Genomic DNA, 24,001 nt, shown 5'->3' with positions numbered 1-24,001 from the left:
TCGCATAACAGCTTCAATCTGTTTTATTTCTCTATAAAAATCCTCAAAAAAGGGCCTGTAAAGGCCCTTTCCAGATATTGCGCTCATTCAGTTACTCTGTTACGTAGCTTGACTCAATGCATACCCACCCTTCAAGTGCCCCACATGTTCAAAGCCTAAACGGTTTAAGGCCTGAGCAGCAACTTGTGAGCGGCTGCCACTACGACAGACCAATATTAACTCTTGAGATTTGTTACATTGTTGCTGACAAATAAAGTCAGCAAGGCGCGTTAGCGGTACATTCATATCAAACTCTTGGCTATGGTTGAGTGCATACTCATGAGGCTCACGTATATCGATGAGCTTAACCCCTGGCGTAGAGTTTAATTTAGCTTTTAACTCAGGTGTATTGTACTCTTGTAACCGCTTTTGATTACATGAGCTAGTAAATGCACCACACATAACCTCCTCACCAATCTGATCATGAATATTCTTATCTAAATCGGCCTTATTTTGCATGAACTGCTGTTCACTTAGTTGAGACATTAAAACGCCATTGAGTAACTGGTTTCTACTTCTCTCTGCTGCAAAATTAGTAACGAATTCATTGTGGTAATCGTGGCTTGGGCACAACAGTGCATCGTCACCGACCAAATCAAAAAGTGTCTTCAAGCTGTTAAACATCAACTGCGCACTGCTGGTTGAAAAATTTGTACGGCCAAGGCTACCCATAAGCACCAAATCACCACAAAATACATAGCTCACCGCCAACTGACCATGTTGCAGCTTATGTTTGTCACATAGCACAAGGGAAATGCTGTCATCGGTATGCCCCGGCGTTGCAATACGTAGTAAATACTTATCACCAATAGAAATAGCTTCATATGACTGACCATCAAGTTCTATCTTTGCTACTTCCTCAGGCCACCCTAAATGGTTGGTATGCTGCATAGCCAAATGCTGCTTCGCCAATTCCACTCGCCCTGATTGGTGATCGGCATGACCATGAGTATCAATAGCAGCAACAAGCTGTAGCTGTTGACACTGTAAAATCGTCAGTAAACGGTTAGTCAGCTCAGGGAGAGGGTCAACTATAACGGCTGTTTTGGTTGTTGGATCAGCATACAGCCAAGTGCAACTGCCACCGACTTTAAACTGCACTAAACCTTGCAGCTGAGACTTTTCGTCAATATTTCCCATCGCATTTAGCAAACAACTGTGACCTAATGCCTGTGCACAATGCGCAATACGATCGCATGCCTGATCTATTTGTTGCTGAGTGACAGCAGGACCAAATGACATGCGAATAGCAGATTCACTCTGCCATGCAGGCAAGCCCATTGCATCAAGGACAAAGCTGCGTGTTACCTTAGAGCTACACGCTGATCCTGAACTAACACGTATATTCGCCGCATCAAACAAGTCCATGATTTCTTTAGAGCTAAAGCCAGGTATGGCAAAGTTCAATGTGGTGGGCACACTATTTGTGAAATCATGATTGAACACCACGGTTGGAAACGCATTTTTCAGAGCCAACGCCATTTGTGTACGAAACAATTGTAACTGACCAACACTGGCAAACACCCCGTCACCTTGTTCCAGTAGCTCATCAAAAATAACATTGAGTGCTGCCAAACCTGGTAGATTCTCTGTACCTGAACGCAATCCACCTTCTTGTCCGCCGCCAGCAATAAATGGTGTAAACGGCGCACCTTTGCGTATGTAAACAAAACCAATTCCCTTTGGCGCATATAACTTGTGACCGCTAAAAGGCGCATAGTCAATGCTGGTACTGGCTAATTCGAGGCAGCGTTTGCCTAGAGCTTGTACACAGTCCACCATCCAAAAGACATTGGCATTATTGCCTCGTATTACAAGTTCCAATGCATCTAAATCTTGATATACGCCAGTTTCATTATTCACCGCCATTGTGCAGATCATTAATGCGTTGGGTACTTCTTTCGCAATGAAGTCCATGTCCAATTTGCCCATCTCATCGACAGGAATAGGCTTTACTGTTGCATTTATTTCTAGGATTTTATTCCAGTGTTTCAAAGACTCCGGCACAGCTTTGTGCTCTGTTGCACCATAAAGAATGCTGTATTCTTTATCCGCTTGCATACTCTTTTTAGCGGCATATAGTGCTGATAGGATCCCTGTTTGGATTCCTTCTGTCGCTCCACTGGTAAAGATCACTTGCCCAGAGCCTGCACCTAGCACTTTAACTGCCTTATTGCGTGTTTCGTCCATTATTTGTTTGGCCTGTAACCCACTTATATGGCTACTGCTAGGGTTACCAAACATCGTTTCCATCGTCGACAATGCTGCCTTTGCAGCCTTCGCCAATACTGGTGTAGTAGCGTTTGCATCTAGGTAAATTTGGCTTAGCGCCTGTTGCTCAGACATGACAAGACCTTTATTTATATCTAACCACTTAGTTATAACTAAAAATTATAACTAATTACTTATTGCTATATTAGCAAGTTGTGGTGCTTATTCAACCATTAATTTTGTAAAAACATCGTGCAAGAGCTCTATATTCATGCATTTCAGGAGATTTTGATCTGATTATTGAGAAAAGTACTTATAACATTTATTGTGTATTTACAGTTAAACTAAAGTTAAAAAATTATAACAGAACAGTTTATTTTTTGTTCTTTTTCAGCCATCGTAGATAGCGAATCCACTTAAAACAACATGTAAAGGAAATAATATGAGAAAGCTAAACACTCTCACTTTAGCAGTTACTTTAGGTATTGCTTCAAACAGTTACGCGGCTCAAATGCTGTCTGTAAACCCTGATAGAGCGATTGAAGATCAGTATATTGTTGTGTTTGACACACCAAGTGTACTGAGCATGAACGACGAAAATCAGGTTGCAGCGTATGTTGAAACGCAAGGTAACAGTTTAGCGAATAAGTATAATGTGAATGTAAAGCGTAACTTTGGCACAGCTTTAAATGGTGTACTTGTTAATGCAAACAAGAAACAAATTGAAGCAATGTTAAAAGACGGCAACGTTAAATACATTGAGCAAGACCAAATAGTCACGGTTAATCCAATGGTTGGTACAGCTGCGGATCAAAACGGCGCAGTATGGGGCCTTGACCGTATTGACCAGCAAGACTTGCCATTAAATGGTGTGTATCACTACGACTATGATGGTTCTGGTGTTACCGCTTATGTTATCGACACGGGTGTTCTTGTGAGCCACAACGAATTCGGTAACCGCGCAAGCCACGGTTACGATTTCATCGACAATGATGCTGATGCAACTGACTGTAACGGTCACGGTACTCACGTAGCAGGTACAATCGGTGGCTCTACATACGGTGTAGCAAAGAATGTTAACGTTGTAGGCGTACGTGTATTGAGCTGTAGTGGCTCAGGTACAAACTCAGGTGTTATCTCAGGTGTAAACTGGGTTAAGAACAATGCAAGTGGCCCATCTGTTGCGAACATGAGTCTGGGTGGCGGCGCTTCTCAGGCACTGGATGATGCAGTGAACAGCGCGGTTGCATCGGGTGTTAGCTTTATCGTTGCTGCTGGTAATGATAACAGCAATGCTTGTAACTACTCTCCAGCGCGTGCAGCTAATGCGGTCACTGTTGGTTCAACAACAAGCAGCGACAGCCGTTCTAGCTTCTCGAACTACGGTACTTGTTTAGATATTTATGCGCCTGGTTCTAGCATTAAGTCAGCTTGGTACAACTCAAACACGGCAACCAATACTATCAGTGGTACATCAATGGCTGCACCACATGTTGCTGGTACAGTTGCACTTTACCTAGATGAAAACCCAAGCCTTACACCATCACAACTTGATCAGATGTTAAGCGACAAGAGCGCGAAGAACAAGCTATCTGATGCTAAGACTGGTTCACCAAACGAGTTATTACAAGCTGCAAGTGGCCCAATCGTAGAGCCTCCTTTAACAGAACTAACAAGCGGCGTTGGTGTTGCAGCTGACGGTGCCAGTGGTTCTCAAAATTACTTCAAGATTGACGTTCCTGCAGGAAGTGCAGCACTATCATTCGTGCTAACAGGTGGCTCTGGTGATGCTGATCTGTATGTTAAGCAAGGTCAAAAACCGACTCTGAATGACTATGCTTGTCGTCCATATAAGAATGGTAATGAAGAGCAGTGTGACTTCACAAACCCTGCAGGCGGTGAGTGGTATGCTATGTTACACGGCTATAGCTCATATAGCGGCGCGACGCTTACAGCAACAGTTGGCGGCGATGACACAGGTTGCGGTAGTGACTGCCTACAAAACGGTGTTCCTGTAACTGGATTAGCTGGCAGCCAAAATCAGCAATTAAACTACAAGATTGAAGTACCAGCAAACGTAACATTAAACGTGTCTATTTCAGGTGGCTCTGGTGATGCTGACTTATATGTTAAACAAGGTTCAGCACCAACTACATCAAGCTATGACTGTCGTCCATATAGAAATGGTAATAACGAAAGCTGCTCTTTCAGCTCAGGTCAAGGCGGTACGTATTACATCATGCTAAACGGCTACACTAGCTTCTCAGGTGTAAGTTTAGTAGGTCAATACTAAGCCATAGCAACCTAACGGTTAAATATAAAACCCCAGTTTAACTGGGGTTTTTTTGGCTTCTTATACAAACAAAACTCAACTTCCCCCAAATTACTCATTGCACCGCGTATCCAAACTTGTGCTTCATAAGTTCTGGTTGAAAAGCACCCAAATACTGCTGCATATCTTATCAGCATAGCTAAACTCACATATTCAACTATGACTAAGTTGCTGCGGATATTCTTGAAACGTTTGCATTGGAATACGCACAGAATTTAATGACGTGTTTTCTTTAACGGCGCAGAGAATACCTAATATTGATGCAACACCAGATGATGTTGCTCTTCGCCATACAGTGTGGGGAGGTAAATATATCTTCTTAATTTTTGTCAGCCTTGGCAGGCTTATACAATCCATCGAATACAGTTTGCCACTTCGTTGCTGTAACTTCTTTGCGTTCCCATAACTGACGGACTGTACCATCTTCATTTGGCGTCCAGGTAATACGCTCTATAACTTGCTTTTGGCTATCTGCAGAGCGCGCCCCGGAAAGAATCATGCATCCATCATTGAGCCCACCATCTAACCGTAGGAGTAAACCTGAGTTATCCACCCAAGTTTGATGCCAAGTGTTGGTATTAATATCGTAAATATTGAGACTTTCTCCAGAAAAGCCAGACTTTGTACTGTAAACCTCCTTTACAACACAACCGTCGTGAGATTTACTGATAGTGTTTTCCCCTGCAAGCTGGCCGTCTTTGGTAAATACTTGCCAGTGACCAAGCCAAAAGTCAAAGCTGCGATAGCCGCTTTCATTACACTTAGCCACTATCTGTGGACTCGCTATTAAACAGCCCATGATTAGATATCGTGTTAACATCGTACTACTCCATTTAGCAATAGGTGCCAACAAAATACTTTAGCGTTTAATAATTCACCATGCTAGGAAATTACAAACTTTAACCTTACTGACCTTAGGTGGCTCTAGAGGTCGCCCAAGGCTTTTTCGTGTTGCGGCTCAATAACACGCGGATGCAACCAAGAGAATACTCGCTCTAAAAACTGTTCTGCACGATGTTCCACAATGTGTGAATGGGCCATAATAATTGTTTCAGGACGCCAAGAGAGCATTTGTTCGATATGCTGTCTCGCTTCTTCTTTATGAAAAGTAAAGCTCAAACGCCAATCCAGAAATGCATCAGCCCCCGGTGTCACCACTCCTGCGAATTTAGCCAACCAATTTTGTGAAGGTTCACATCCAGCACTGACATCTCCTTCAATTAAATCAGTCACAATAAGCGAGCATGAGGGCCGATGAAAAAAACCGCCTCTTCCATTGCTGGTGACCCTGTAAACAGCAAGTAATCAATATCAGGTGGCCAAGAGGGTGAAAAATCAGCCGACAACACAGCATTAAACTCAAGATCATGGCGCTTTCTAACCACTTGCGCCGTTCCCATTAAAGCGGCTTCAGGAAACTGTATTTGCCAGTCGTACAAAAATAAATGATGTAGTTCATTAGGTGCTATCAGATATTTCACTTTCCCTAATGAGGATACTTCGTGAATAAGGGCATCGGTCAACTTGATAGGACTGTGTAGCCACAAAGAATTGTCGTCAAAACGTACGATTGTCATTCGGGTAGCATGAGGCAACGAAAAATAACATACAGATTCGCCGTCAAACACCCAGATATTGTCTGCTATCTTTATCATATTCCCTCCTATCGAAGCTTCTCTCCCAAATTTTGCTCGCATGGTTTTTTTCATATCAATGAATAATTTCATTTAATGCACTTTTAAGAATAATAAAGCTGACTGAATACCACCTTAAAGCTCAGTCAGCGGGATATATTTACATCTATCTAACACCTTTTGTTTAAATCTTAGGTAGATTCAAGTGACATAATTTTTATGGTGAACCGCTCGGCCACATTCCTTGTTCACTCAAACATGAGAAAATCACCTCAATATCACAACGGTATTTGTCTAGGCGTTTAGTCAATATGCGAAGTGCTTGGCCTAAAAGCGCTAAAATAGCAACACAAGCTTGATTTTGATAACCATTATCATTAGCATATGATATCGATTTGCATTTATAAAATCGCAATAAAAACTCTGATAAGGCACAGAGACATTGCGCTGCTAATTTTGCAATCAGAGCAAACAAGCTCACCAGTGGCATCTATGTTGCGAAACGCAATTTTTTCAATAAGTTGCTACAAATATTTGGTCTGATTACGCAAGAGTTACATAGCGTTTTCATCTATTACGGGTCGAGAGGCAAACGCTTCACGTTTTGAATTTATTATGCTTGTAAAAATACTTAGACAATGTCACCTAATGATCGCAGCAATTACCGCGATTCTTTTGCTATGTATCTGCATCAGTGGTGCTTTATTGGTATACGGTCACGAACTACAGCGCGCTTTAGCGCCCAGTGAGTGGCGGGTGACGCCTCAAACGCAAACTTTACGTTTATCTGAGCTTGTCACTGAGGTTGAGAAGCATACAGGGTCACATATTCGCCAAATTCGTCTTCAAGACGAGCCCGACTTAGCATGGCAAGTTTTTTTAAATGATATGACCGCTGTAAATCTAAACCCTTACACCGGTGAAGTCATCAAGCATTACCGCTACAGCGAAACTTTCTACGGGGTGATCATGCTGTTTCACCGCTGGTTGCTATATAAAAATGATGATGGTGAACGACCCTTCAAAGTGTTTATCTCTATCGCAAGTTTGATGTTAATTATTGAGATATTGATAGGGTTATGGTTGTGGCTAAAGCCCAAAAAGCCGCTGAAAAGGTTAAGAATTAATTGGAAGGCAAAACCTAAAGTTTTATTGTACCAATTACATATCACACTTGGTGTGATTTGTTCGCTGCCACTTATATTGATTGCCTTCTCTGGCATGACATTTCATTGGAAAGACGCGACTCAGGCGGTTGTTAAAACGCTAACGTTTAGCAACATTACCAAGGTCGAGGCACCAAAAATAGAACAAACAGGTCCATTGGTGTCTGTAGACAAGGCATATCAAACCATTTTAGATAACCTTGATGGTGCAAAGTTACAACGCTTGAGCTTTGCACATAACAATGCGCTTATGTCTGGACGCGTACAGTTAGAAAACGAGTTTTTTCCTCATAGTATGCGTTGGGTTGATATGAATACAGGCCAGTTAGTGAAAAAGTTTGACGCCGTTGATCAAAGTGCAGCAACCGCAACATGGAATTTTAGATATGTGTTTCACGTTGGTAGTTTTGGCGGACATTTCACTAAAATCTTATGGCTGATACTTACCCTACTTCCCGTTTTCTTGGTAATTTCGGGAGGCTATTTCTATGTGAAACGACAACGCAAAGGTAAAAAAAGCTAACCAACAAAAAGAGCGCTTTTATCAGCGCTCTTTAAGCTATGAAGATCTTTTGAGTTTGCCTTATACATCCTGTTGTTGACTCATAAAATCAACCATACGCTGCATGATTTCCTCTTGGCTTAGATCTTCTGTGTGCGTGGCGATGGTCCAAACATGGCCAAATGGGTCTTGTAATGTCCCCGCCCTGTCACCATAAAACTGATCATGAACAGGTCTTATCTCGGTAGCCCCCAAAGCAATAGCATTGGCAAATACGCTATCCACATCCTCGACATACAGCATGAGGCTTACGGCTGTACCACCCAGCGCTTGCGGATCTTGGAAGTGCACCTCTGAGCACATATCAGATAACATAATGTGTGAATCACCTATTTTGAGTTCTGCATGGGCAACCCCCCCATCGGGCATGGGAAGCTGTATGACCAGCTCAGCATTAAAAGCTTTTTGGTAGAACACAATGGCGCTCAATGCACCATCAATAATTAAATAAGGGGTAATTGAGTGAAATCCTTCTGGGATTGCAGATACGGTCATAACTTTTTCCTTTGTCGTTATTCGTTGTCCAATGAGACTAGCTGAAAATAAACAATGTGAACAGCTTAAAAAACAACCTAATTTAGCTTGATGAATATAACAAAGCGAGTTTTTTAATACCGTGTGGTGGAGTAAACCTCTCTATCTCTACAAATCCATGTTTGCGATACAATCTAATGGCTGGCTCATTTACCACCGCCGTCTCGACCCAAGCAGAAGTAATGTGTAATTCACTCAGCACAAAACACATCAGTTTATCTGCTATCCCCTTCCTGAAATGATTCGGGTCAACCACCAAGCTATGGATCTCTAGGTGCAGCTCGGTCATCTCAATTTCAATCACCGCAGCGACGTCATCGCTTTCCACATAACCATAAAAATCACTTTTTGCAGCTTTAATATCAGCCACTGTTCGAGACAGTGGTGGAAAATCTTCCCGTCCTATCAATTCTGCCTCGACGCTATAAGACCTTTGCGATACGCACCAGATTTGCTTAGCGATACGCTCATCGTGATGTTTTAGTTTAGTTATCATAGTCATCCTAGCTTTGGTTTCACCATTGTCCTAAAAAAAGCTTTGAATACTCGCTATCGTGGTTAACTCTCCCATTACCTGCACGACGTGCTCGGGTTCAGTGATCTCAGGCTTTCCTTTGTAATCGCCACAAGTATTCTCAAGAATGTAGTCCCATTGCAACAACACGGCTTCTTTTACTCCCTCAGAAGTAACTATCTTCTGCGGGTTTTTTGTTGCTTTTATCCAGTATGCGCTTACGGATGAGTTTTTTATGTTCAATGAAGTTGATTCAACATCAAAACCGGATTTTCGCAAAATCACTTTCATGTCAGATTCACAATACGGAACAGCATATTTTTCTGGGTGAAGTAAGGGATACAGCTCGATTATAACGACTTGCCCATCACCTTTTACCGCCTGAGCTGCTCTATTAATAATTTGTGCGAAATCATTCGGGTTACATTCATGTAGCACGTTGGAAATGACCACCAAATCATAGTAAGAAGTCAGAATATTCGCTTCAAGATTAATAATCTCTACATGATTACTGTCTTGTTCTATCAATTTGCCCAATTCTTCCCTGACATTTTCAAAAGGCTCCCAAAACGACCATCGAATATTGTTCTTAACATCGGGGAGCTTACTAACTTCAAAAAACGTTCTTCCATAACCCGCCCCTAAGTCTAAAACCTCTAGCCTCTTACCACTTTGGCTCGATAGTTTTCGCTTAATAAAATCAGCTAACTTGTCGTTTTGTAAATCAGGCTTGTTGGAGTTTTTATGTTGTACCGCACCGTAGTTGAAGGCTTTTGCGAAGCTTCTCAACACCGATTCAGACAAAGCAAGACTGTTGGACTGTGATAGTCTTAGCAAATTATTGTCATAGCCATCAAATAACTTGTAAGTCATGCTTACTTTCTCAAAATCACTTTCAAGATCCACTATCTTACGAGAAAAGGTTGGTAAAACCGCTCTCGATCTTTTTTCAAAGTCAATTTCAAGTTCAGGCTCTATACACTTAGGTTCATCAAGCTCTACATACCAACATTGATCTATCAGTTTTGAGAAAATAACGTGAGGATGGTGAGTCGTAACTATCGCTTGGGGGATTGTCTGTTTAATCTTCTCACACAAAAATGAAATATATTGTGGATGTAAATAAGTTTCTACTTCATCTATTAGCAAGATACTGATTTCTTTGTAGCAAATAAAACATAAGTAGAAAAACAACGCTCTTTGTCCCTGACTCCAAGAAGGATTTGGAAATATTTGACCGTCAAAGTATCTTAGGTGTAATTCTATATTTTTGGTTGCATTGTTATATCTGTAATATAGGTGGCCGTTAGTAATTGATTCTAAATCTCTTGTTACTTCACACGCACCATCACACTTATACAGTTTATCTGGGTTGATATTTGCACAATAGTCAAAACGATAACTTTTATCCGCTAACCACTTTTTCTTATCAAACTCATTTGCATGTTTGTCTCTGAGGTGCTTTCCAATAAACTCCCACAAAACCTGCCTGCATATATTTTCAATGTTACTAGCTTCGTCGTTAGTGATCCTGCCATCACCGAGTGGGATATAAGTAAACTTCTTTAATACATAGTCTAAGTCATTGAGTAAAAATACATTCTTACAGCTCAAATTAGGGTCTTGTAATTCAACTGCAACAGAAGAACGCCTCGGTGTAAAACCATCTTGAGAGCTCTTGTTGGCATTAGCATTGTGTTCTTTAATACTTCTATCAATATGATTGATAATATGTGATTTTCCCGAGCGGTTTTTACCCGCAAACACGATTAGCTTTGTTTCATTCCCGCGGGGAACTTTAATGTTCAATAGAATAGACTCTTGTTTACTTCTTGTTCCGACGCTTACTTTTTTTATGAAGTTCATTTATTTCCCTAATCTAAACAACTCACCACACGCTGAATATTTGAGTTTTCTAGCACCACGTGAGCGCACTCAACACGGCCCGCCTATTCACTAGGATATCGGTGCGCTAAGCACTCATTATTGATTTTTTAAGCTCTAACATGCATGACAAAGGAAAAGTGGTCAATACAAACAAAAAAATGACCACCAATTGGCGACCATTTTCTAGGGATGTCACGGTGTGCTAACGAAAGCTCAGCGCAAAGGGGTTACGCTAAACTACAGCACTCTTGGGTTATTCACCGCATTTAAGCCCTGCCAGTCTTCTAAGTCTTGTGCTGGTTTTTCCGCTCTAAATTTAGCGTACTGAGCAATACCTTGTTGATCTTCAAGTATCTCAACCGTCACCCCTTTCGCGCGAAGTAAATCTTCATTGCCCGACGCGTTGGTCACATCGCCTACAACCACTTTATCAAAGCCTCTCATGTACAAAAGAGTCGCACATACATCGCATGGGCTTAAGCTGGTAAACAAGGTGGTTTTACCAAAATCAATGCGCCCAGCATCACGAATTGCAGACGTCTCGCCATGATTATAGGGGTGATCCTCTTGTACTAAGGTATTGTGTCCTTTACCCACTATTTGCCGTGTTTGGTTGTCGATGATCACCGCACCAATGGGGCAACCACCCTCTTTATAGCTTTTTTGCGCTAAGAGCACGGCAATACGCATAAAATCAGCGTCCGTTAAAGCACAGGAAAACTCAGCATTCATAAGTGTTGGTAAGCTACGGGTGGGCATATGAGCAATAACAGCCAGTACCTCGTCTGAAACCTGTGTATTTTTAGTAAGTATGGCCATAGGTTCTCCCTTTAAAAGTAATTTCTTGTTGCCTCGCTTTAAAAGCATAGTTTAAATTCAGCTTTTATAGCGCTTGGTGCTCCCATCATGCATTTTTTTTCCAGCTACTGGTTCTTTAATAGCGTCAAGGTCGACCAAGTTCCAAGGCAAGCCTTGCTGGCGATAAATACGTTTTTGTAAGCAAGGATAATCTCCCACATCATGCGCCAAACGTTGCCCCACCACAATACATTTTAATGTTGTGGCACCACTGTTATAGATAGTGTGTGCAAGGCCACCAGCACGATAGCCAATAAAGTCTCCCGTACCAATGTGATATTGCTTCTCACCGATGGTCGCCGTTGCCTCCCCCTCAAGCACATAAATACACTCATCTTCATGATAATGCTTATGAAATTCAGTGGAATAAAAGCCGGGTTCAACCTCAATGATATGAAAGCCAAACCCTGTCAGGCCCGTTTCATCACCGAGTGATTTGTTTAGCCGCTGAGCTTGATCGTTTAAAAAGTGGGTCTTTTCGAGACCCCTAAGTTGCTCGATATCACTGCGCTTCAATAGGTACTTATCCATGTTACTTCCTTAATACAAACGGGAAATTCAGTGTAACATGTACTGTGATAACAACAAGTTAGGAAGGTTATAGACAACCACAGCCAGAGCAGACTGTGGTTGTAGTGAATTTACTTGATTGAGCCTATCACAAAATCCAGTACAGGATTACCTGAAGGCCGATAAGTTAAATCGAATAATGGTGTAGGTTTAGGTAACATGCCGCGTTCAACAATTTCAGAGATCACACTCAAATCTAGTAACCCTGCTTTGCCCATTAACAGATTGTCCAGCGATGTATGTTTAGCTAGATGTAACACATCTCTAAAACCTTTGAGGTATAAATGATCTTTGGTAAACCCACCACCACGATACACACGGGTTGTCAGTGTGAACGCCGACTCCCTACTGGCACCATGATCTTCCACCAATTTGTGAAAGGTTTTCACAAAGTCGCCATGCTCTAGCATGTACTGTACCGCCAATACACGCAGTGCGAGCGTTTTTAAACGACCAATTGTTAAACTGCCAGAGCAATATTCACTGTATATCGCAACCCCTTCTTGCGTATGCGTATTGCCAGCCAAACCCAGTGCAAAAATCTTCAACGGCAGCTTTTTGGCAATCAAGGTCGTCAACATGTGAATACCTAACTCATGGTAAGCATAAGCATGCAGCTCAGGTGCGGTAAACTTGGCGTCTTTGTTGACCATTAGCAGCGACTTCTCGCTGTTAACCATAGCCTTAGCAACGGTTTTGCTTGATTTTTCAATACGACAAACCAACCCCCACTGCTGCGCCATTTGCTTAAAATACTCAACAGCTTCATCTGCGTTATGTACAGCCTGATGCTGTTCCAACTCTGAATTATTCAAATGCAGAATAAACTTAGCATTTTCAACATCTGCTTTTTGCGGTGCACCGTAATACTTCAATGAGTTATATAAAAAGTTATCACTACCAATGGTGCTCAATAAATCGATTTTGTTTGCAAGGTTATCAATTACATGGCGATATAATTGCTGGATGTCCGCATCCATGATTTCATCAACTGGTAACTGATATAAATGCTCTCTAAACTTGTACGGGTTAATATTAAGCTGCTTGTACGTAAAGCTGGGACACACATCACTGCTTTTATTTAAAAACCGGCTTCGCTCAGTGGCGATATTCACAGGGTTAATGTAGTTTAAGGTCTCTACATTTTTGCACAATGAATACAACGCTTTATCTATCTTTAGTACATCAGGGCTAATTGAGGACGACAACACATCGGCTTTTTTGGTGGTTTTGCGCTTCCCATAGCGACGCACAAAGTAGGCCGCCGTGTCACTAATAGCATTTTTAAAACCTGCTTTAAGCTCTTCTAAAACCAACGGATAAACCTCACCCGTGGTCTCATCCATAAACACCTTTTTCACTTCCGTTGGCAACACTAAGGTATTGTCAAAGTGCGCATTGACGTGAGAAATTAAATACCCACGCCCTTGAAAAACTTCATCGGTTGCTGCACGTACATCAAGGTTTGGTAAGCTAATTTTATTAAGCTGCTTTTCAAAGTACTCACTCACTTTACCCCAACGTTCAACATCAATTTGACCAGAGCCAATGTTAAATGTTGGCGTATCACGCTCAATACGTTTGTAATTGTATGAGTGAATGTCAAATACAATAGCGTTTCTAAAGCGATGCTCAACCTCAGCGATAATCGCCTCCAGCACATTATAAAACGCCTGATGCTTGCGATGACTTTTTGCGCGCTGAGTGGTGCTCAGTGGCTTTTTCCACACCTGCTTGTTCCACGCAGTTTTAAAATACGTAGAAAGCGTTTTCGCTCGGTTCAAGTCATATTCAAAACGCGAGTCATTACCAATGAGTTGAATAGGAAATGATGAAATTAGCTCATCTGTGTATGGATCTTCCTCAAAAAATCGCTCTTCTTTGGTCAAAAGAAATGACTTTTCAAGATCGCTACGCAAGTTGTGGCCATTGTGTATGGCCGCACAAATGACCGGTGAGTACTCATCTATCTTAACGATGAAAGCACCCGACTCAACCTCAGCATCAAAGCACTCACCTTTTTTAATTAACGCAATACACTCGCGCTCAGACAGCGTTAGCATCTTCAATCACCTGTCTGAACTCAGATTTACGGCTGCGTACCAACTCTTTGGCATGAACAACACTTTCCACAAAATCAATAACCTGTGCCTGTAGACGCACGCGGTTAAGCTTGTTGATACGCACAATACCGCCAGGACTTAGCACGTTTACTTCAATCAATTTACCGCCAATCACATCGATGCCGGTGAAATACAAACCATCACGCACCAACTTAGGGCCGATATACTTACACAGCTTTTTCTCTTGTGCCGTTAATTTGTGTTTGACCACACGGCCACCTGCATGAACGTTAGCACGTACATCGTTGGCATCTGGAATACGCTTCATTGCGCCGATAGGCTCGCCGTTGAGCATCAGAATACGTACGTCACCTTGCTCAGCGCCTTCCACGTAATCTTGCAAGATCACATAGTTGCTGCCTTTACCGTGTTCATCACCACCTATGTAAAAGTCCAATAGTGAGCGGAAACTTTGTCTAGCGTTTTTCTCAAGCACGATCACACCACGACCACCATACCCATCCAGAGGCTTAAGGATCATACGGTTACTAGCGGATTCTTCAAAAATACGCTCAAGATATTCACGATTTTTTGATACATGGGTTGCAGGTATAAACTCACTGGCCGTATCTTGAAATGAAGCAGTGTAAATTTTGTTGTTCGCGATACGCAAACCATCTAGGTCATTCATGATGAAGGTATCACCACGAATCGAGTCCAAGAAATTCAACGCCAGTGTATCCAGCGGAGGATTTGCTCGCATGATAATGGCGTCAAAACCCGCCATAGGTAGCTGTACGCGTCTAAATTGTGCCGTTTTATAAAAGCTAGGGATATTGTCCGGACACTTATTGGCTTTTGTGAATACATCACAAAATGCGCTAGCAACACTATCACGAATCGTTAAATTGTTAACAGTTGCAAGCGCTACGGTGTGGCCGCGCTTTACGCACTCATGGATTAAACGCAAAGTTGAATCGTTTTCTGGCTCAACTTTATGCCACGGGTACATAATAAAACAAATTTTCACAGGCTTTGATCTCTTGTAGCTAAACGGCATTGCCAACATTGGCAATGCCTTAAAGAGCGTAGAGTACAAAATAGCGCCGCACGCTGCTGAGAAATATTTTTATCGTCACGATAAAAATACTTACATTGTGAAATTTTGTTTTTAACAGAGTAAGTTAGCGCGCTTTTTCCTCCATCAACATAGCGATGCCAAGACTGGCTATAAACGTTGCGCATAGGCGATTAAAGTATTGTTGAATATGCCTTTGTTTGAGCCAGTTTTTCGAAAATGCCCCTAACGCGGCATACAGGCAAATGACAGTTAGCTCTAGCAATAAAAACAAAGCGCCCAACGCAATGGACTGCGCCATGACAGCCGCTGTCGGGTCAATAAATTGCGGCAAAAAGGCGGTAAAGATCAATATGGCTTTGGGGTTACCAAGCGCCAGTAAACATTCTTGTTTACTCAACTGCAAAGACGACCTCGCCGCCTGGTGTATCAAAGGCTCATCTTGTATGCTTGGCGCGCGCCACAACTTGACAGCAAGCCAAAATAAATAGCCTGCGCCCATGATTTTGACTGTAAAAAAGAGCCATTGGGACGTCAGTAACACGACCGCCAGGCCACTGGTAACCAAAGCTATCATGATCATAAAAGCCACTAATCTGCCCAGCCCCCCCATAATAGCCGCAGCTAAGCCATAACGTTGTGCATTATTTAAGGCTAACAGGTTATTAGGGCCGGGCGCCATATTCAGCGCAAAGCACGCAGGAACAAATAGCAGTAATGTCGTAAAATCCATTTCAATCTTCTAAATTTAAAAGCGGTTTTAAAACCGTACCACTTAGCTTTCACCCACACAAGTATCACGCTTTATCGCCACTTGGTTGGCTTTACTCGCATAAAGATATATTGTATGCAAAAAAAAGAGAATGTCATGACTGCCTTTTATCACGCCATACTATGCGCTTTAATGCTGTTGTCTGGGTCAAGCTTAGCATTTAACAATCTTATCGACCGTGTTGGAGAACCCAGCATGATGCGCCCCAGCGATGAGTTTAAACACAGCCCATACAGTCCATTTTTTGATATGGGCGCTTGGCATGGGCATTTGCTTCCTAGCTCAGACGAAGAGTTGGGCGGCTTTACAGGTCATGCAGTCATTGCCGAAGAGTATTTGCTGTATATCGCCAAACGCTTTGATCGCTTACAGCTATATCGCCACGGTGAGCGGGTGCCGCTATCAGGTGAAGTATTTTCTCAACCGGGCGTTTTGATACAAAAGTTACATGGTCCTGAAGTTCGCGTCACCTTAACACTGCGCTTTGTTGACCATCGAACCTCTTTGCTTAAAACACATATCGAGTCACCACATCAACATACCCTGCGATTCGATGGTCAGCTGTTAAGCCAATTTGATGACAAGCGTACCCACACACAAGCGTTTGCCGATTATCAACCAGTGCTCACCCCAATCAGTAATGGTATTAGGGTCGAATTTGGCCGAGTTCGCGCGCCTTGGGAATTGCTCACATCGGGAACTTCTAGTTATGTGATGCAAAAAACACTGCCAATCACCTTCACAAGCGAGAAAAATGGCTTTCATGCTCAAGCCCGTGTTGATGCTAATACGACCTTTTATACGCTTTATAGCCACACACTCAATGACGCAGAATATAAAGATACTCGAAAACGCCACCAAGCTATTCTCAAATCTCCTGAGCAATACTTGCAGCAAAGTAAGCAGCGCTGGCACTCATATTTACAGGTAACGCAGAAAATTAAGTCCCCCTCGCATCGTCGTTTGTTGGCAAAAACTATTGAAACCTTACTTGGCAACTGGCGTGCGCCCGCAGGTGCCATCAAACACCATACGGTTAGCCCTGCGGTGACCGCACGCTGGTTTTCAGGCAATTTGACTTGGCCGTGGGATACATGGAAACAAGCCTATACCCTCAGTCACTTTCACCCATTGTTAGCCAAAGAAAACATTAACACCGTGTTTGCGCATCAAATACAACCAGGTGATAAAGTACGACCGCAGGATGTAGGAATGTTACCCGATTTGGTGGGCTACAACGTCAGCCCTGAACGTGGCGGTGATGGTGGCAACTGGAGTGAGCGCAACACCAAGCCCAGCCTTGCCGCTTGGGCGGTAATGAAAGTGTATGAGCAAACTCAAGATAGTCAGTGGCTAAAAACCATGTACCCCAAATTAAAAGCCTATCGACAGTGGTGGCTGCGCAACCGGGATCATAACCGCAATGGCGTACCCGAGTACGGCGCAACACTCGATAAAGCACACAACAACCCAAAGGGGCAGCTAAAATTTATACTACTTGAAGGCGATAAACACCGTGTTCTGTATGGCTTAGAACAATTTCGTACACTAAAAAGCCAAGGGAAGTCAGTCACACTGCCAGCTCAAACTGCCGCATCGTGGGAGTCTGGTCGAGATGATGCGGGTAACTTTGGTTTTATTCACCCACAGCAGCTCGCCGAATACCTCAAAACTGGCGGAAAGCGACAAGACTGGCAGGTAGATTTTGCAAAAAATGTTTCCACACATGGACAGCTGCTCGGTTACTCACTCAAACAGGAGTCGGTTGATCAGGCCAGTTACATGGTTGCTGACAATCGCTATTTGGCTAAGATAGCGCGTTTGTTGGGCCATACAGACGACGCAGAAGTGTTCGCAAAAGCAGCACAACAACTCAGCGATTACATTAATCGTTGCATGTTTGACCCAAACAGTGGCTATTATTACGATATTGAAATTGCCTCAGTACCACTGGAAAATGGCTGTGCAGGCAAACCTTTGAGTAAGCGTGGTAAGGGCCCAGAAGGATGGTCTCCTTTGTTCAATCAAGTGGCAACGCCTGCGCAGGCACAAGCTGTTCGTAACGTCATGCTCAACCCCAATGAGTTTAACAGCCATATACCACTTGGGAGCGCCGCATTAAGCAATCCAGCTTTTGGCCCGAATATTTATTGGCGGGGCCGCGTGTGGCTCGATCAGTTCTACTTTGGCGTAAAAGGGTTAAGCCACTACGGTTATCATCAAGACGCGCAGCAACTGATTGAGAAGCTTTTATCCAGAGCAAATGGACTAATGCAAAATGCCCCCATCAGAGAGAATTACCATCCACTCAACGGGGCCGTGCAGGGTGCACCCAATTTTTCTTGGAGCGCAGCACATCTATTTATGCTGTTAACTGAATTCAAACTAAGCAAACAAGATGTATAACCAATTAATTTTAATAGATAAAAAAACTAATCGCATGATACATTTTAGCATTAAAGAAATATCAATAGGGACAATGATGAAACGTATAATTGGTTTGCTAAGCTTATGTGCCATATTTGGCGCACACGCAACCCCTTCAACAATTGACGATAAAAAGCGAAACCGGACGATTCCGCTGGAAATCACCATGCCAACTAACGAGACACAGTGTACGGCACAAACACAATGTAAAGTGGCGTTTATCAACGCAGGCTATCGCGTAGAACATGATAAATATCAGTTTATTTCGAAGCTGTTAAACCAACGAGGTTATTTAACCGTTGCAATAGCCCATGAACTACCCGGCGATCCGCCTTTGTCGATCACTGGCAAATTGTTTGAAACCCGTCAAGAAAACTGGCTCAGAGGTACAGTCACCATTGCAGTGGTACACGAGCAGCTTAAGCAAAAATATCCACACTATAATTTCGACCAACTCATGTTGATTGGTCACTCCAATGGCGGTGATATTTCATCTTTACTGGCCAGCCAAAAGGTGAGCTTCATCAAGGATATCATTACATTGGATCATCGCCGCGTGCCACTGCCACGTACCCGTGACATTCGGGTGTTATCGATTCGTGCCAGCGATTACCCAGCTGACCCAGGTGTGCTGCCAACGCTTGCAGAGCAACAAAAATATCAAAGCTGTGTGGTCACCATAGATAAGTCCAGACACAACGACATGAGTGACTACGGCCCACAATGGCTTAAAACCCGTATTAACCGCTTGATTGAACTACATTTAGATGACACTGACTGCGAAGCCTTGAAAGCAATTTAGTCTCGTCAAAAAAGGGCCTTACGGCCCTAACCAGTCTTTGGGTAAACTCTTTAATCTAGCAAGGTCAACTTGCTGACATTGCGCACACCAGGGTGGCTCATATAATCATTTTTGATGCCTTCAACGCGTAGCCGTTTACCCAATACACTTGGGTTTAGCTGCGGGCTAAAAGCATCGCGCTGTGAAGACTCCAGTTTAATGTATAAGTTATCCGCGCTATTGTTATCATCACTTAGTTCAAGCGCATATTGACCATTAACAGGAGAAGTTATTACACCCGCTACCACTACAGCCTGACCATTTGCTAAAGCTAACACCTCGCTTACTGACATATCGCTACCGGTGTCTGGGTTCGTCGTACCATTACCAACCACTTCAATCGAGCTGACCTGACGCACACCCGGTGCGCTCATGTAGCTGTCGCGTACACCTTTGATCAGTAACTGTGCATTTAGAATAGATGGATTGAGCTGCGGACTAAACTCACTACGCTGAGCGCTTTCAAGTTTAACGTTAATGGTAAAACTCGGATTGTTGCTGTCTTCCAGTACCAGTGCATAGATATCATTCAGTGCCGACTTTACTCGACCAGTTAACTCGATGCTCTCACCCTGCGCCGTCGCCAATGCTTGCTCTACAGATAAAGCCGTCGGCGCAATTTGAATATCACTGACATAACGCAACCCAGGTTCGCCCATGTAACTGTCGCGCTTAGCTGTTACGATGATATTCTGATTTAAAATACTCGGATTGAGCTGGGGGTTAAAATCGCCACGCTGCGCGCTTTCAAGCTTTACGTAGATGTGGCTGGCTGGGTTGTTTAAGTCCGTCAGCTCTAACCCGTAAATGCCGTTTACAGCTGCGCTAACCTTGCCAATCACCACTAAATCAGTTCCCTGAGCTGATGCCAAAGCTTGCTCTACTGAGACCGTATTGCCCGGTGTAGGTGTCGGATCTGGGTCAGGATCGGGATTGGTTTGCCCATTTCCGTATGGCGCATTGTAGGAATTGTTTTTATATGTGTCAGTATCCCACGCATTAAACCCTGTTGCAGGCGTCCCCCATGGTTGCCCATTGTTAGGGTCGCTATACTCTTGAGTCGCCATTGGAGTCGGTGTGGCAACACCGCTGGTGTGACCATTACTGCCATCGAAATACTGATAACTTTCAGGCGTTGCCAACCAATTTACGATATTTACTGCCAACACGGCAGCGTTGCCCGTGTCCGTCCAACCTGGATAGGTTTTTTTGGTGTTACCGTTATCTTGACGAAGGTACTTAGGCGTTGCATCTTCTATCGGTGAAGAATCACCAATAAATGCCGCTTTACCTGCACCTGATTTTGCGATGGCGGCATACGGGCCTTCCGCTGCGCCACCAAAATATAGTCCCTGATCTTTAGCGTGTCGCCATTTAACTGGGGTGTCTGTTTGTGAAAAATAGACCAAGCCTTTTGCTTTTTGTGGGTTAACTATCGCCAGAGTTGCTCCCGCTGCCATCAAAATAGGCTGTACACCTTGCGTTATACCTTCCGTTTTTGAACTTTCAACAACACCGCTCACGCCTTGCTTGTAATCCACCGCATTAAAGCGAAAACGAATACCAAAGTTATCAACTAACCAGCCTGCGTTAGCATTCTTTGGGTTACGCCAGTCACCGTAGGCTCCACCCATATTGTATTTGCTTAAATCTGAGCGGTTATAGCCATTAAAAACTTCTGTTGCATCCCAAGTATTTAAATTACGGTCGGCATCATAGTGATCCGCAACAAAGAAAATCCCTTTTCCTGATGCAACAAATTGTTCTAGTGCTGCCTGCTCGCTAATAGTAAATGGGCGGTTAGTCTCAGCAAGTACAAATACGTCGGCTTCTTTAATCGCATCATAGGTGATAACCGCTTCGTTCTGATTTACTCCAACGCTGCGATCATCATAAAAGCGAATGCGACCATCATTGTTTAAGTCAACGCCTCGGTACTCTTTGACGGTATAACCTTCTTGTACCAAAGCATCAGCGAAATCAGAAAATGCGCCATCAATAACCCAGTCCGCATTGCCTTCAACACCGCCGTGAGACACATCAAAGTAGACGGTTTTACCGTTGTTATTAGCTATGCTTGGCGTTTTAACCGGTGCAACATTGTTCCAGTCATATGCATCTGCTGCGAGTGCATTCAGTGAAAGCGTACCACCGAACAACAACGCTAATGCACTATATCTATACATAGATTTCATTTTTAAAATTCCCGTTATTGAGTTAGAAATCCCTATCTCTTTGTATCAACAAGACATCAGCTAGGGCTGAAAATAAATAGCCCCACTCAAGGGGCTAGGGTTTAACCACAAGTTACTGCGGTTGGGTCAAATCGAGTTGGTAAATAGCAAAGCCTGATTCATCCACCTGTTCGGTGGTAATGATATGAGTAAACTGTTCGCTGTATGCCTTTGCCTCAGCGCTATTGGCACTGGGAAATTGGATCTGTACGTTGGCAGCTGGCGCAAAAGACCAGTTCATGTCGGCCGCAGGATTTAAGCCTTCACCATTGTTTGCTTGGCTTTGATAAGCAATATAGTCGGCAACCACTTGGCGGTTTTCATCTGGAGAGTCCACCACTATCTTATCCGCCCCAATATTTGGGAAGTTTCCACCACCAGAGGCACGATAGTTGTTAGTAGCGACTAAGAATTGCTGGTCGTGCGCAACAGGCTGGCCTTGATACTTAAGTTCCACAATACGTTGGCCATCGGAGACTTTTTCGCCTTTGGCGTTGTATCTAGCAGGTTGGGTCACATCAATTTGATAGGTCACACCATCTAACACATCAAAATTGTAAGAAGGGAAGTCACTGTTGATCAGCATTTGGACATCGTTGCTTTGCACGTCTATCTGATTGAACTGCCCCGCCGACATTTCTAACCACTCTTTAACTTGCGCGCCATTGAGTTTGAGCACTTTTAAAATATTGGGGTAAATATACAGGTCAGCCACATTGCGATAAGCAATATCACCCGATGGAATTGAAGTGTAGTCATCCGCGCCGCCACGTCCCGCTCTAAATGGAGCCCCAGCAGAGAGTATGGGCAAACCATCAAGCTCCGTCCCTTGGACAATCCTTTGCGTGTACCAAGTTTGCGCGTTGGTCACGATTTGAATCGATGGGTCATCATTGACAAGCGCGAAGTAGCTGTTAACGGGCCCCGTGATCTTAGCAAATGGGGCGTTGACCCATTCGCGCGTTTGTTGGTGAGCATCGTGGACCGCAGACTCAACTTGAGCGTCGTTATTAACCAAAGCGGTGGTGATACGGTTCTCGTCAGTTTCATAAATTGCTTGTAACGAGGATTGAGATTGACTCACTTGCCACTGGCCAGATTTATACTCCAGCGTTAGGTCAATAATCCCGAGGTGATTTCCCCAAAAGCCAGGCATAACTGCGGCTACGCCATTTATGGTGCCTTTGTCTATATCAATACCATGGTCAGTCAGGTTTTCATAGCGCGCACCAGGGAAATTTGCATGCGCATGACCAAACATAATTGCATCAATGCCTTCAACCTTCGACAAATAATAACTGGCGTTCTCAGCCATAGGTTTGTCAGCACTCACATCCAGCCCAGAATGTGGAATAGCAACAATTAAGTTCGCGCCTTCTGCTTTCATCTTAGGTACATAAAGGTTTGCCATCGCAATGATGTCTTTGGCAATCACTTTACCTTCGAGATTGGCCTTGTCCCATTGCATGATTTGCGGTGGTACAAAACCAATGAAACCGACTTTGATGGTGTGGCTGTTGCCCTTAAGGTCAACGAAGGTTTTGTCTTGAATGACATAAGGTTTGAACAATGGTTCATCATTACTGTCATCATCATCGCCGTCATCTTTAAACACATTGGCACTGATATAAGGAAAATTCGCGTCATCAATGGCTTCGTGCAAAAACTCTAATCCAAAGTTAAATTCATGATTACCAATATTCGCAACATCGTATTCAAGCGTATTCATCGCAGCATAAACCGGATGTACCTCACCATCCGCTAGCTTTTTGATTTTAGCCATGTAATCACCCAGCGGACTGCCTTGGATCAAGTCTCCATTATCAACCAGCACTGAGTTGCTCACTTGCTCACGCGCCTGACGGATCAAAGCAGCTGTTTTTACCAGACCAACCTTATCATCTTGCTTATCTGAGAAATAATTAAAGTTCAGCAGATTTGCGTGTAGATCCGTGGTCTCAAGTAAACGAACTTCGATTTGCGTCCCCTCAGTAATAATTACAGGTTGCTTTTCGCTTGGCGTCTTTATTTTATTGTTGTCTGAGTCTGAACAACCAGCAAATAATGCGCTAGAGCCACACAATATTGCTAATGGTAATAACTTTGTCTTCATAGTCCTTGCTCTTTGATTTATCTAGAATTAGAGCAAGTACTATAGAGATCTAAAAAGACAATTAAGCGAATTATTCATGGCATATTTGTGCAATAAATATGACTTTTTAGGGACGGTCACATTGAGGAATTTTGGATAATTTTCATCCAATCAGCATTGAACTTTG

General features: G+C 43.2%; 18 protein-coding genes. 4 read left to right on the top strand and 14 right to left on the bottom strand.

Annotated features, from left to right (window positions below; translation table 11 throughout):
- Positions 1–99: 99 nt before the first annotated feature.
- Complete coding sequence (locus tag BET10_RS12815) at positions 100–2,385, bottom strand: aminotransferase class V-fold PLP-dependent enzyme (RefSeq protein ID WP_070985980.1); 2,286 nt, start codon at positions 2,383–2,385, stop codon at positions 100–102.
- 307 nt (positions 2,386–2,692) lie between these two features.
- On the opposite strand from BET10_RS12815, the gene BET10_RS12810 reads away from it, so the two are divergent.
- Positions 2,693–4,543, top strand: coding sequence for a S8 family peptidase (locus BET10_RS12810; RefSeq protein WP_070985979.1), 1,851 nt, complete (start codon positions 2,693–2,695; stop codon positions 4,541–4,543).
- Between the two features lie 358 nt (positions 4,544–4,901).
- Here the strand turns inward: BET10_RS12810 and BET10_RS12805 are convergent, their stop codons facing one another.
- The 3 genes from BET10_RS12805 to BET10_RS21850 all read right to left on the bottom strand — a co-directional run bounded on the left by BET10_RS12805 (position 4,902) and on the right by BET10_RS21850 (position 6,237).
- Positions 4,902–5,402 (bottom strand): hypothetical protein, encoded by a 501-nt coding sequence (locus tag BET10_RS12805; RefSeq protein ID WP_070985978.1) that lies wholly within the window; start codon positions 5,400–5,402, stop codon positions 4,902–4,904.
- 104 nt (positions 5,403–5,506) lie between these two features.
- Complete coding sequence (locus BET10_RS21855; RefSeq protein ID WP_240503696.1) at positions 5,507–5,815, bottom strand: hypothetical protein; 309 nt, start codon at positions 5,813–5,815, stop codon at positions 5,507–5,509.
- The gene (locus BET10_RS21850; RefSeq protein WP_240503695.1) at positions 5,812–6,237 is read right to left on the bottom strand and encodes a DUF4336 domain-containing protein; all 426 of its coding nucleotides are present in this window, start codon (positions 6,235–6,237) and stop codon (positions 5,812–5,814) included. The genes BET10_RS21855 and BET10_RS21850 overlap by 4 nt, the downstream gene beginning before the upstream one ends.
- Before the next feature lie 594 nt (positions 6,238–6,831).
- Between BET10_RS21850 and BET10_RS12790 the strand changes: the two genes are divergently transcribed.
- A complete protein-coding gene (locus BET10_RS12790; protein ID WP_070985976.1) occupies positions 6,832–7,905 on the top strand; it encodes a PepSY-associated TM helix domain-containing protein in 1,074 nt (357 codons plus the stop codon).
- Positions 7,906–7,965: 60 nt separating this feature from the next.
- On the opposite strand, the gene BET10_RS12785 is transcribed toward BET10_RS12790, so the two are convergent.
- From BET10_RS12785 to BET10_RS12750, 8 genes are all read right to left on the bottom strand, one after another.
- Complete coding sequence (locus tag BET10_RS12785) at positions 7,966–8,439, bottom strand: VOC family protein (RefSeq protein WP_070985975.1); 474 nt, start codon at positions 8,437–8,439, stop codon at positions 7,966–7,968.
- 82 nt (positions 8,440–8,521) lie between these two features.
- Entirely contained in the window at positions 8,522–8,974 is a 453-nt protein-coding gene (locus BET10_RS12780) for a GNAT family N-acetyltransferase (RefSeq protein ID WP_070985974.1), read from the bottom strand.
- A gap of 30 nt (positions 8,975–9,004) precedes the next feature.
- Positions 9,005–10,858, bottom strand: a complete 1,854-nt coding sequence (locus tag BET10_RS12775; RefSeq protein WP_070985973.1) for an AAA family ATPase — start codon at positions 10,856–10,858, stop codon at positions 9,005–9,007.
- 258 nt (positions 10,859–11,116) lie between these two features.
- The gene (locus tag BET10_RS12770; RefSeq protein ID WP_070985972.1) at positions 11,117–11,698 is read right to left on the bottom strand and encodes a nucleoside deaminase; all 582 of its coding nucleotides are present in this window, start codon (positions 11,696–11,698) and stop codon (positions 11,117–11,119) included.
- 57 nt (positions 11,699–11,755) lie between these two features.
- Positions 11,756–12,268: a cupin domain-containing protein gene (locus BET10_RS12765; protein WP_070985971.1), complete on the bottom strand. Its 513-nt coding sequence runs from the start codon at positions 12,266–12,268 to the stop codon at positions 11,756–11,758.
- A 110-nt stretch (positions 12,269–12,378) separates the two neighbouring features.
- Complete coding sequence (locus BET10_RS12760; RefSeq protein WP_070985970.1) at positions 12,379–14,370, bottom strand: flavohemoglobin expression-modulating QEGLA motif protein; 1,992 nt, start codon at positions 14,368–14,370, stop codon at positions 12,379–12,381.
- Positions 14,354–15,400, bottom strand: coding sequence for a glutathione synthase (gene gshB / locus BET10_RS12755; protein WP_139158579.1), 1,047 nt, complete (start codon positions 15,398–15,400; stop codon positions 14,354–14,356). The genes BET10_RS12760 and gshB overlap by 17 nt, the downstream gene beginning before the upstream one ends.
- Before the next feature lie 154 nt (positions 15,401–15,554).
- Positions 15,555–16,181 carry a LysE family translocator gene (locus BET10_RS12750; RefSeq protein WP_070985969.1) on the bottom strand — a complete coding sequence of 209 codons (627 nt, stop codon included), beginning with the start codon at positions 16,179–16,181 and terminating at the stop codon, positions 15,555–15,557.
- A 114-nt stretch (positions 16,182–16,295) separates the two neighbouring features.
- Between BET10_RS12750 and ygjK the strand changes: the two genes are divergently transcribed.
- Together ygjK and BET10_RS12740 are read left to right on the top strand one after the other, a co-directional pair.
- Complete coding sequence (gene ygjK, locus BET10_RS12745) at positions 16,296–18,626, top strand: alpha-glucosidase (protein WP_083330534.1); 2,331 nt, start codon at positions 16,296–16,298, stop codon at positions 18,624–18,626.
- A 76-nt stretch (positions 18,627–18,702) separates the two neighbouring features.
- Positions 18,703–19,449, top strand: coding sequence for an alpha/beta hydrolase family protein (locus BET10_RS12740; RefSeq protein WP_240503694.1), 747 nt, complete (start codon positions 18,703–18,705; stop codon positions 19,447–19,449).
- 50 nt (positions 19,450–19,499) lie between these two features.
- Here BET10_RS12740 and BET10_RS12735 read toward each other — a convergent pair whose 3' ends face one another.
- Complete coding sequence (locus BET10_RS12735; RefSeq protein WP_070985968.1) at positions 19,500–21,683, bottom strand: DUF6359 domain-containing protein; 2,184 nt, start codon at positions 21,681–21,683, stop codon at positions 19,500–19,502.
- A 112-nt stretch (positions 21,684–21,795) separates the two neighbouring features.
- Positions 21,796–23,835, bottom strand: coding sequence for a bifunctional 2',3'-cyclic-nucleotide 2'-phosphodiesterase/3'-nucleotidase (locus BET10_RS12730; protein WP_070985967.1), 2,040 nt, complete (start codon positions 23,833–23,835; stop codon positions 21,796–21,798).
- Positions 23,836–24,001 lie beyond the last annotated feature (166 nt).

Source organism: Pseudoalteromonas amylolytica, from assembly GCF_001854605.1.
GTDB lineage: Bacteria > Pseudomonadota > Gammaproteobacteria > Enterobacterales > Alteromonadaceae > Pseudoalteromonas > Pseudoalteromonas amylolytica.
The sequence above is the reverse complement of the archived record's forward strand: the minus strand, read 5'-3'. Positions and strand labels throughout refer to the sequence as shown.

Excerpts from the sequence above, each read along its gene's own strand:
- BET10_RS12765 (WP_070985971.1), bottom strand. The coding sequence starts at position 12,268 with ATGGATAAGTACCTATTGAAGCGCAGTGATATCGAGCAACTTAGGGGT.
- BET10_RS12770 (WP_070985972.1), bottom strand. The coding sequence starts at position 11,698 with ATGGCCATACTTACTAAAAATACACAGGTTTCAGACGAGGTACTGGCT.
- BET10_RS12740 (WP_240503694.1), top strand. The coding sequence starts at position 18,703 with ATGAAACGTATAATTGGTTTGCTAAGCTTATGTGCCATATTTGGCGCA.
- BET10_RS12815 (WP_070985980.1), bottom strand. The coding sequence starts at position 2,385 with ATGTCTGAGCAACAGGCGCTAAGCCAAATTTACCTAGATGCAAACGCT.
- ygjK (WP_083330534.1), top strand. The coding sequence starts at position 16,296 with ATGCAAAAAAAAGAGAATGTCATGACTGCCTTTTATCACGCCATACTA.
- BET10_RS12805 (WP_070985978.1), bottom strand. The coding sequence starts at position 5,402 with ATGTTAACACGATATCTAATCATGGGCTGTTTAATAGCGAGTCCACAG.
- BET10_RS12735 (WP_070985968.1), bottom strand. The coding sequence starts at position 21,683 with ATGAAATCTATGTATAGATATAGTGCATTAGCGTTGTTGTTCGGTGGT.
- BET10_RS12785 (WP_070985975.1), bottom strand. The coding sequence starts at position 8,439 with ATGACCGTATCTGCAATCCCAGAAGGATTTCACTCAATTACCCCTTAT.
- BET10_RS12790 (WP_070985976.1), top strand. The coding sequence starts at position 6,832 with ATGCTTGTAAAAATACTTAGACAATGTCACCTAATGATCGCAGCAATT.
- BET10_RS21850 (WP_240503695.1), bottom strand. The coding sequence starts at position 6,237 with ATGATAAAGATAGCAGACAATATCTGGGTGTTTGACGGCGAATCTGTA.
- BET10_RS12775 (WP_070985973.1), bottom strand. The coding sequence starts at position 10,858 with ATGAACTTCATAAAAAAAGTAAGCGTCGGAACAAGAAGTAAACAAGAG.
- BET10_RS12750 (WP_070985969.1), bottom strand. The coding sequence starts at position 16,181 with ATGGATTTTACGACATTACTGCTATTTGTTCCTGCGTGCTTTGCGCTG.
- BET10_RS12780 (WP_070985974.1), bottom strand. The coding sequence starts at position 8,974 with ATGATAACTAAACTAAAACATCACGATGAGCGTATCGCTAAGCAAATC.
- BET10_RS12810 (WP_070985979.1), top strand. The coding sequence starts at position 2,693 with ATGAGAAAGCTAAACACTCTCACTTTAGCAGTTACTTTAGGTATTGCT.
- BET10_RS12730 (WP_070985967.1), bottom strand. The coding sequence starts at position 23,835 with ATGAAGACAAAGTTATTACCATTAGCAATATTGTGTGGCTCTAGCGCA.
- BET10_RS12760 (WP_070985970.1), bottom strand. The coding sequence starts at position 14,370 with ATGCTAACGCTGTCTGAGCGCGAGTGTATTGCGTTAATTAAAAAAGGT.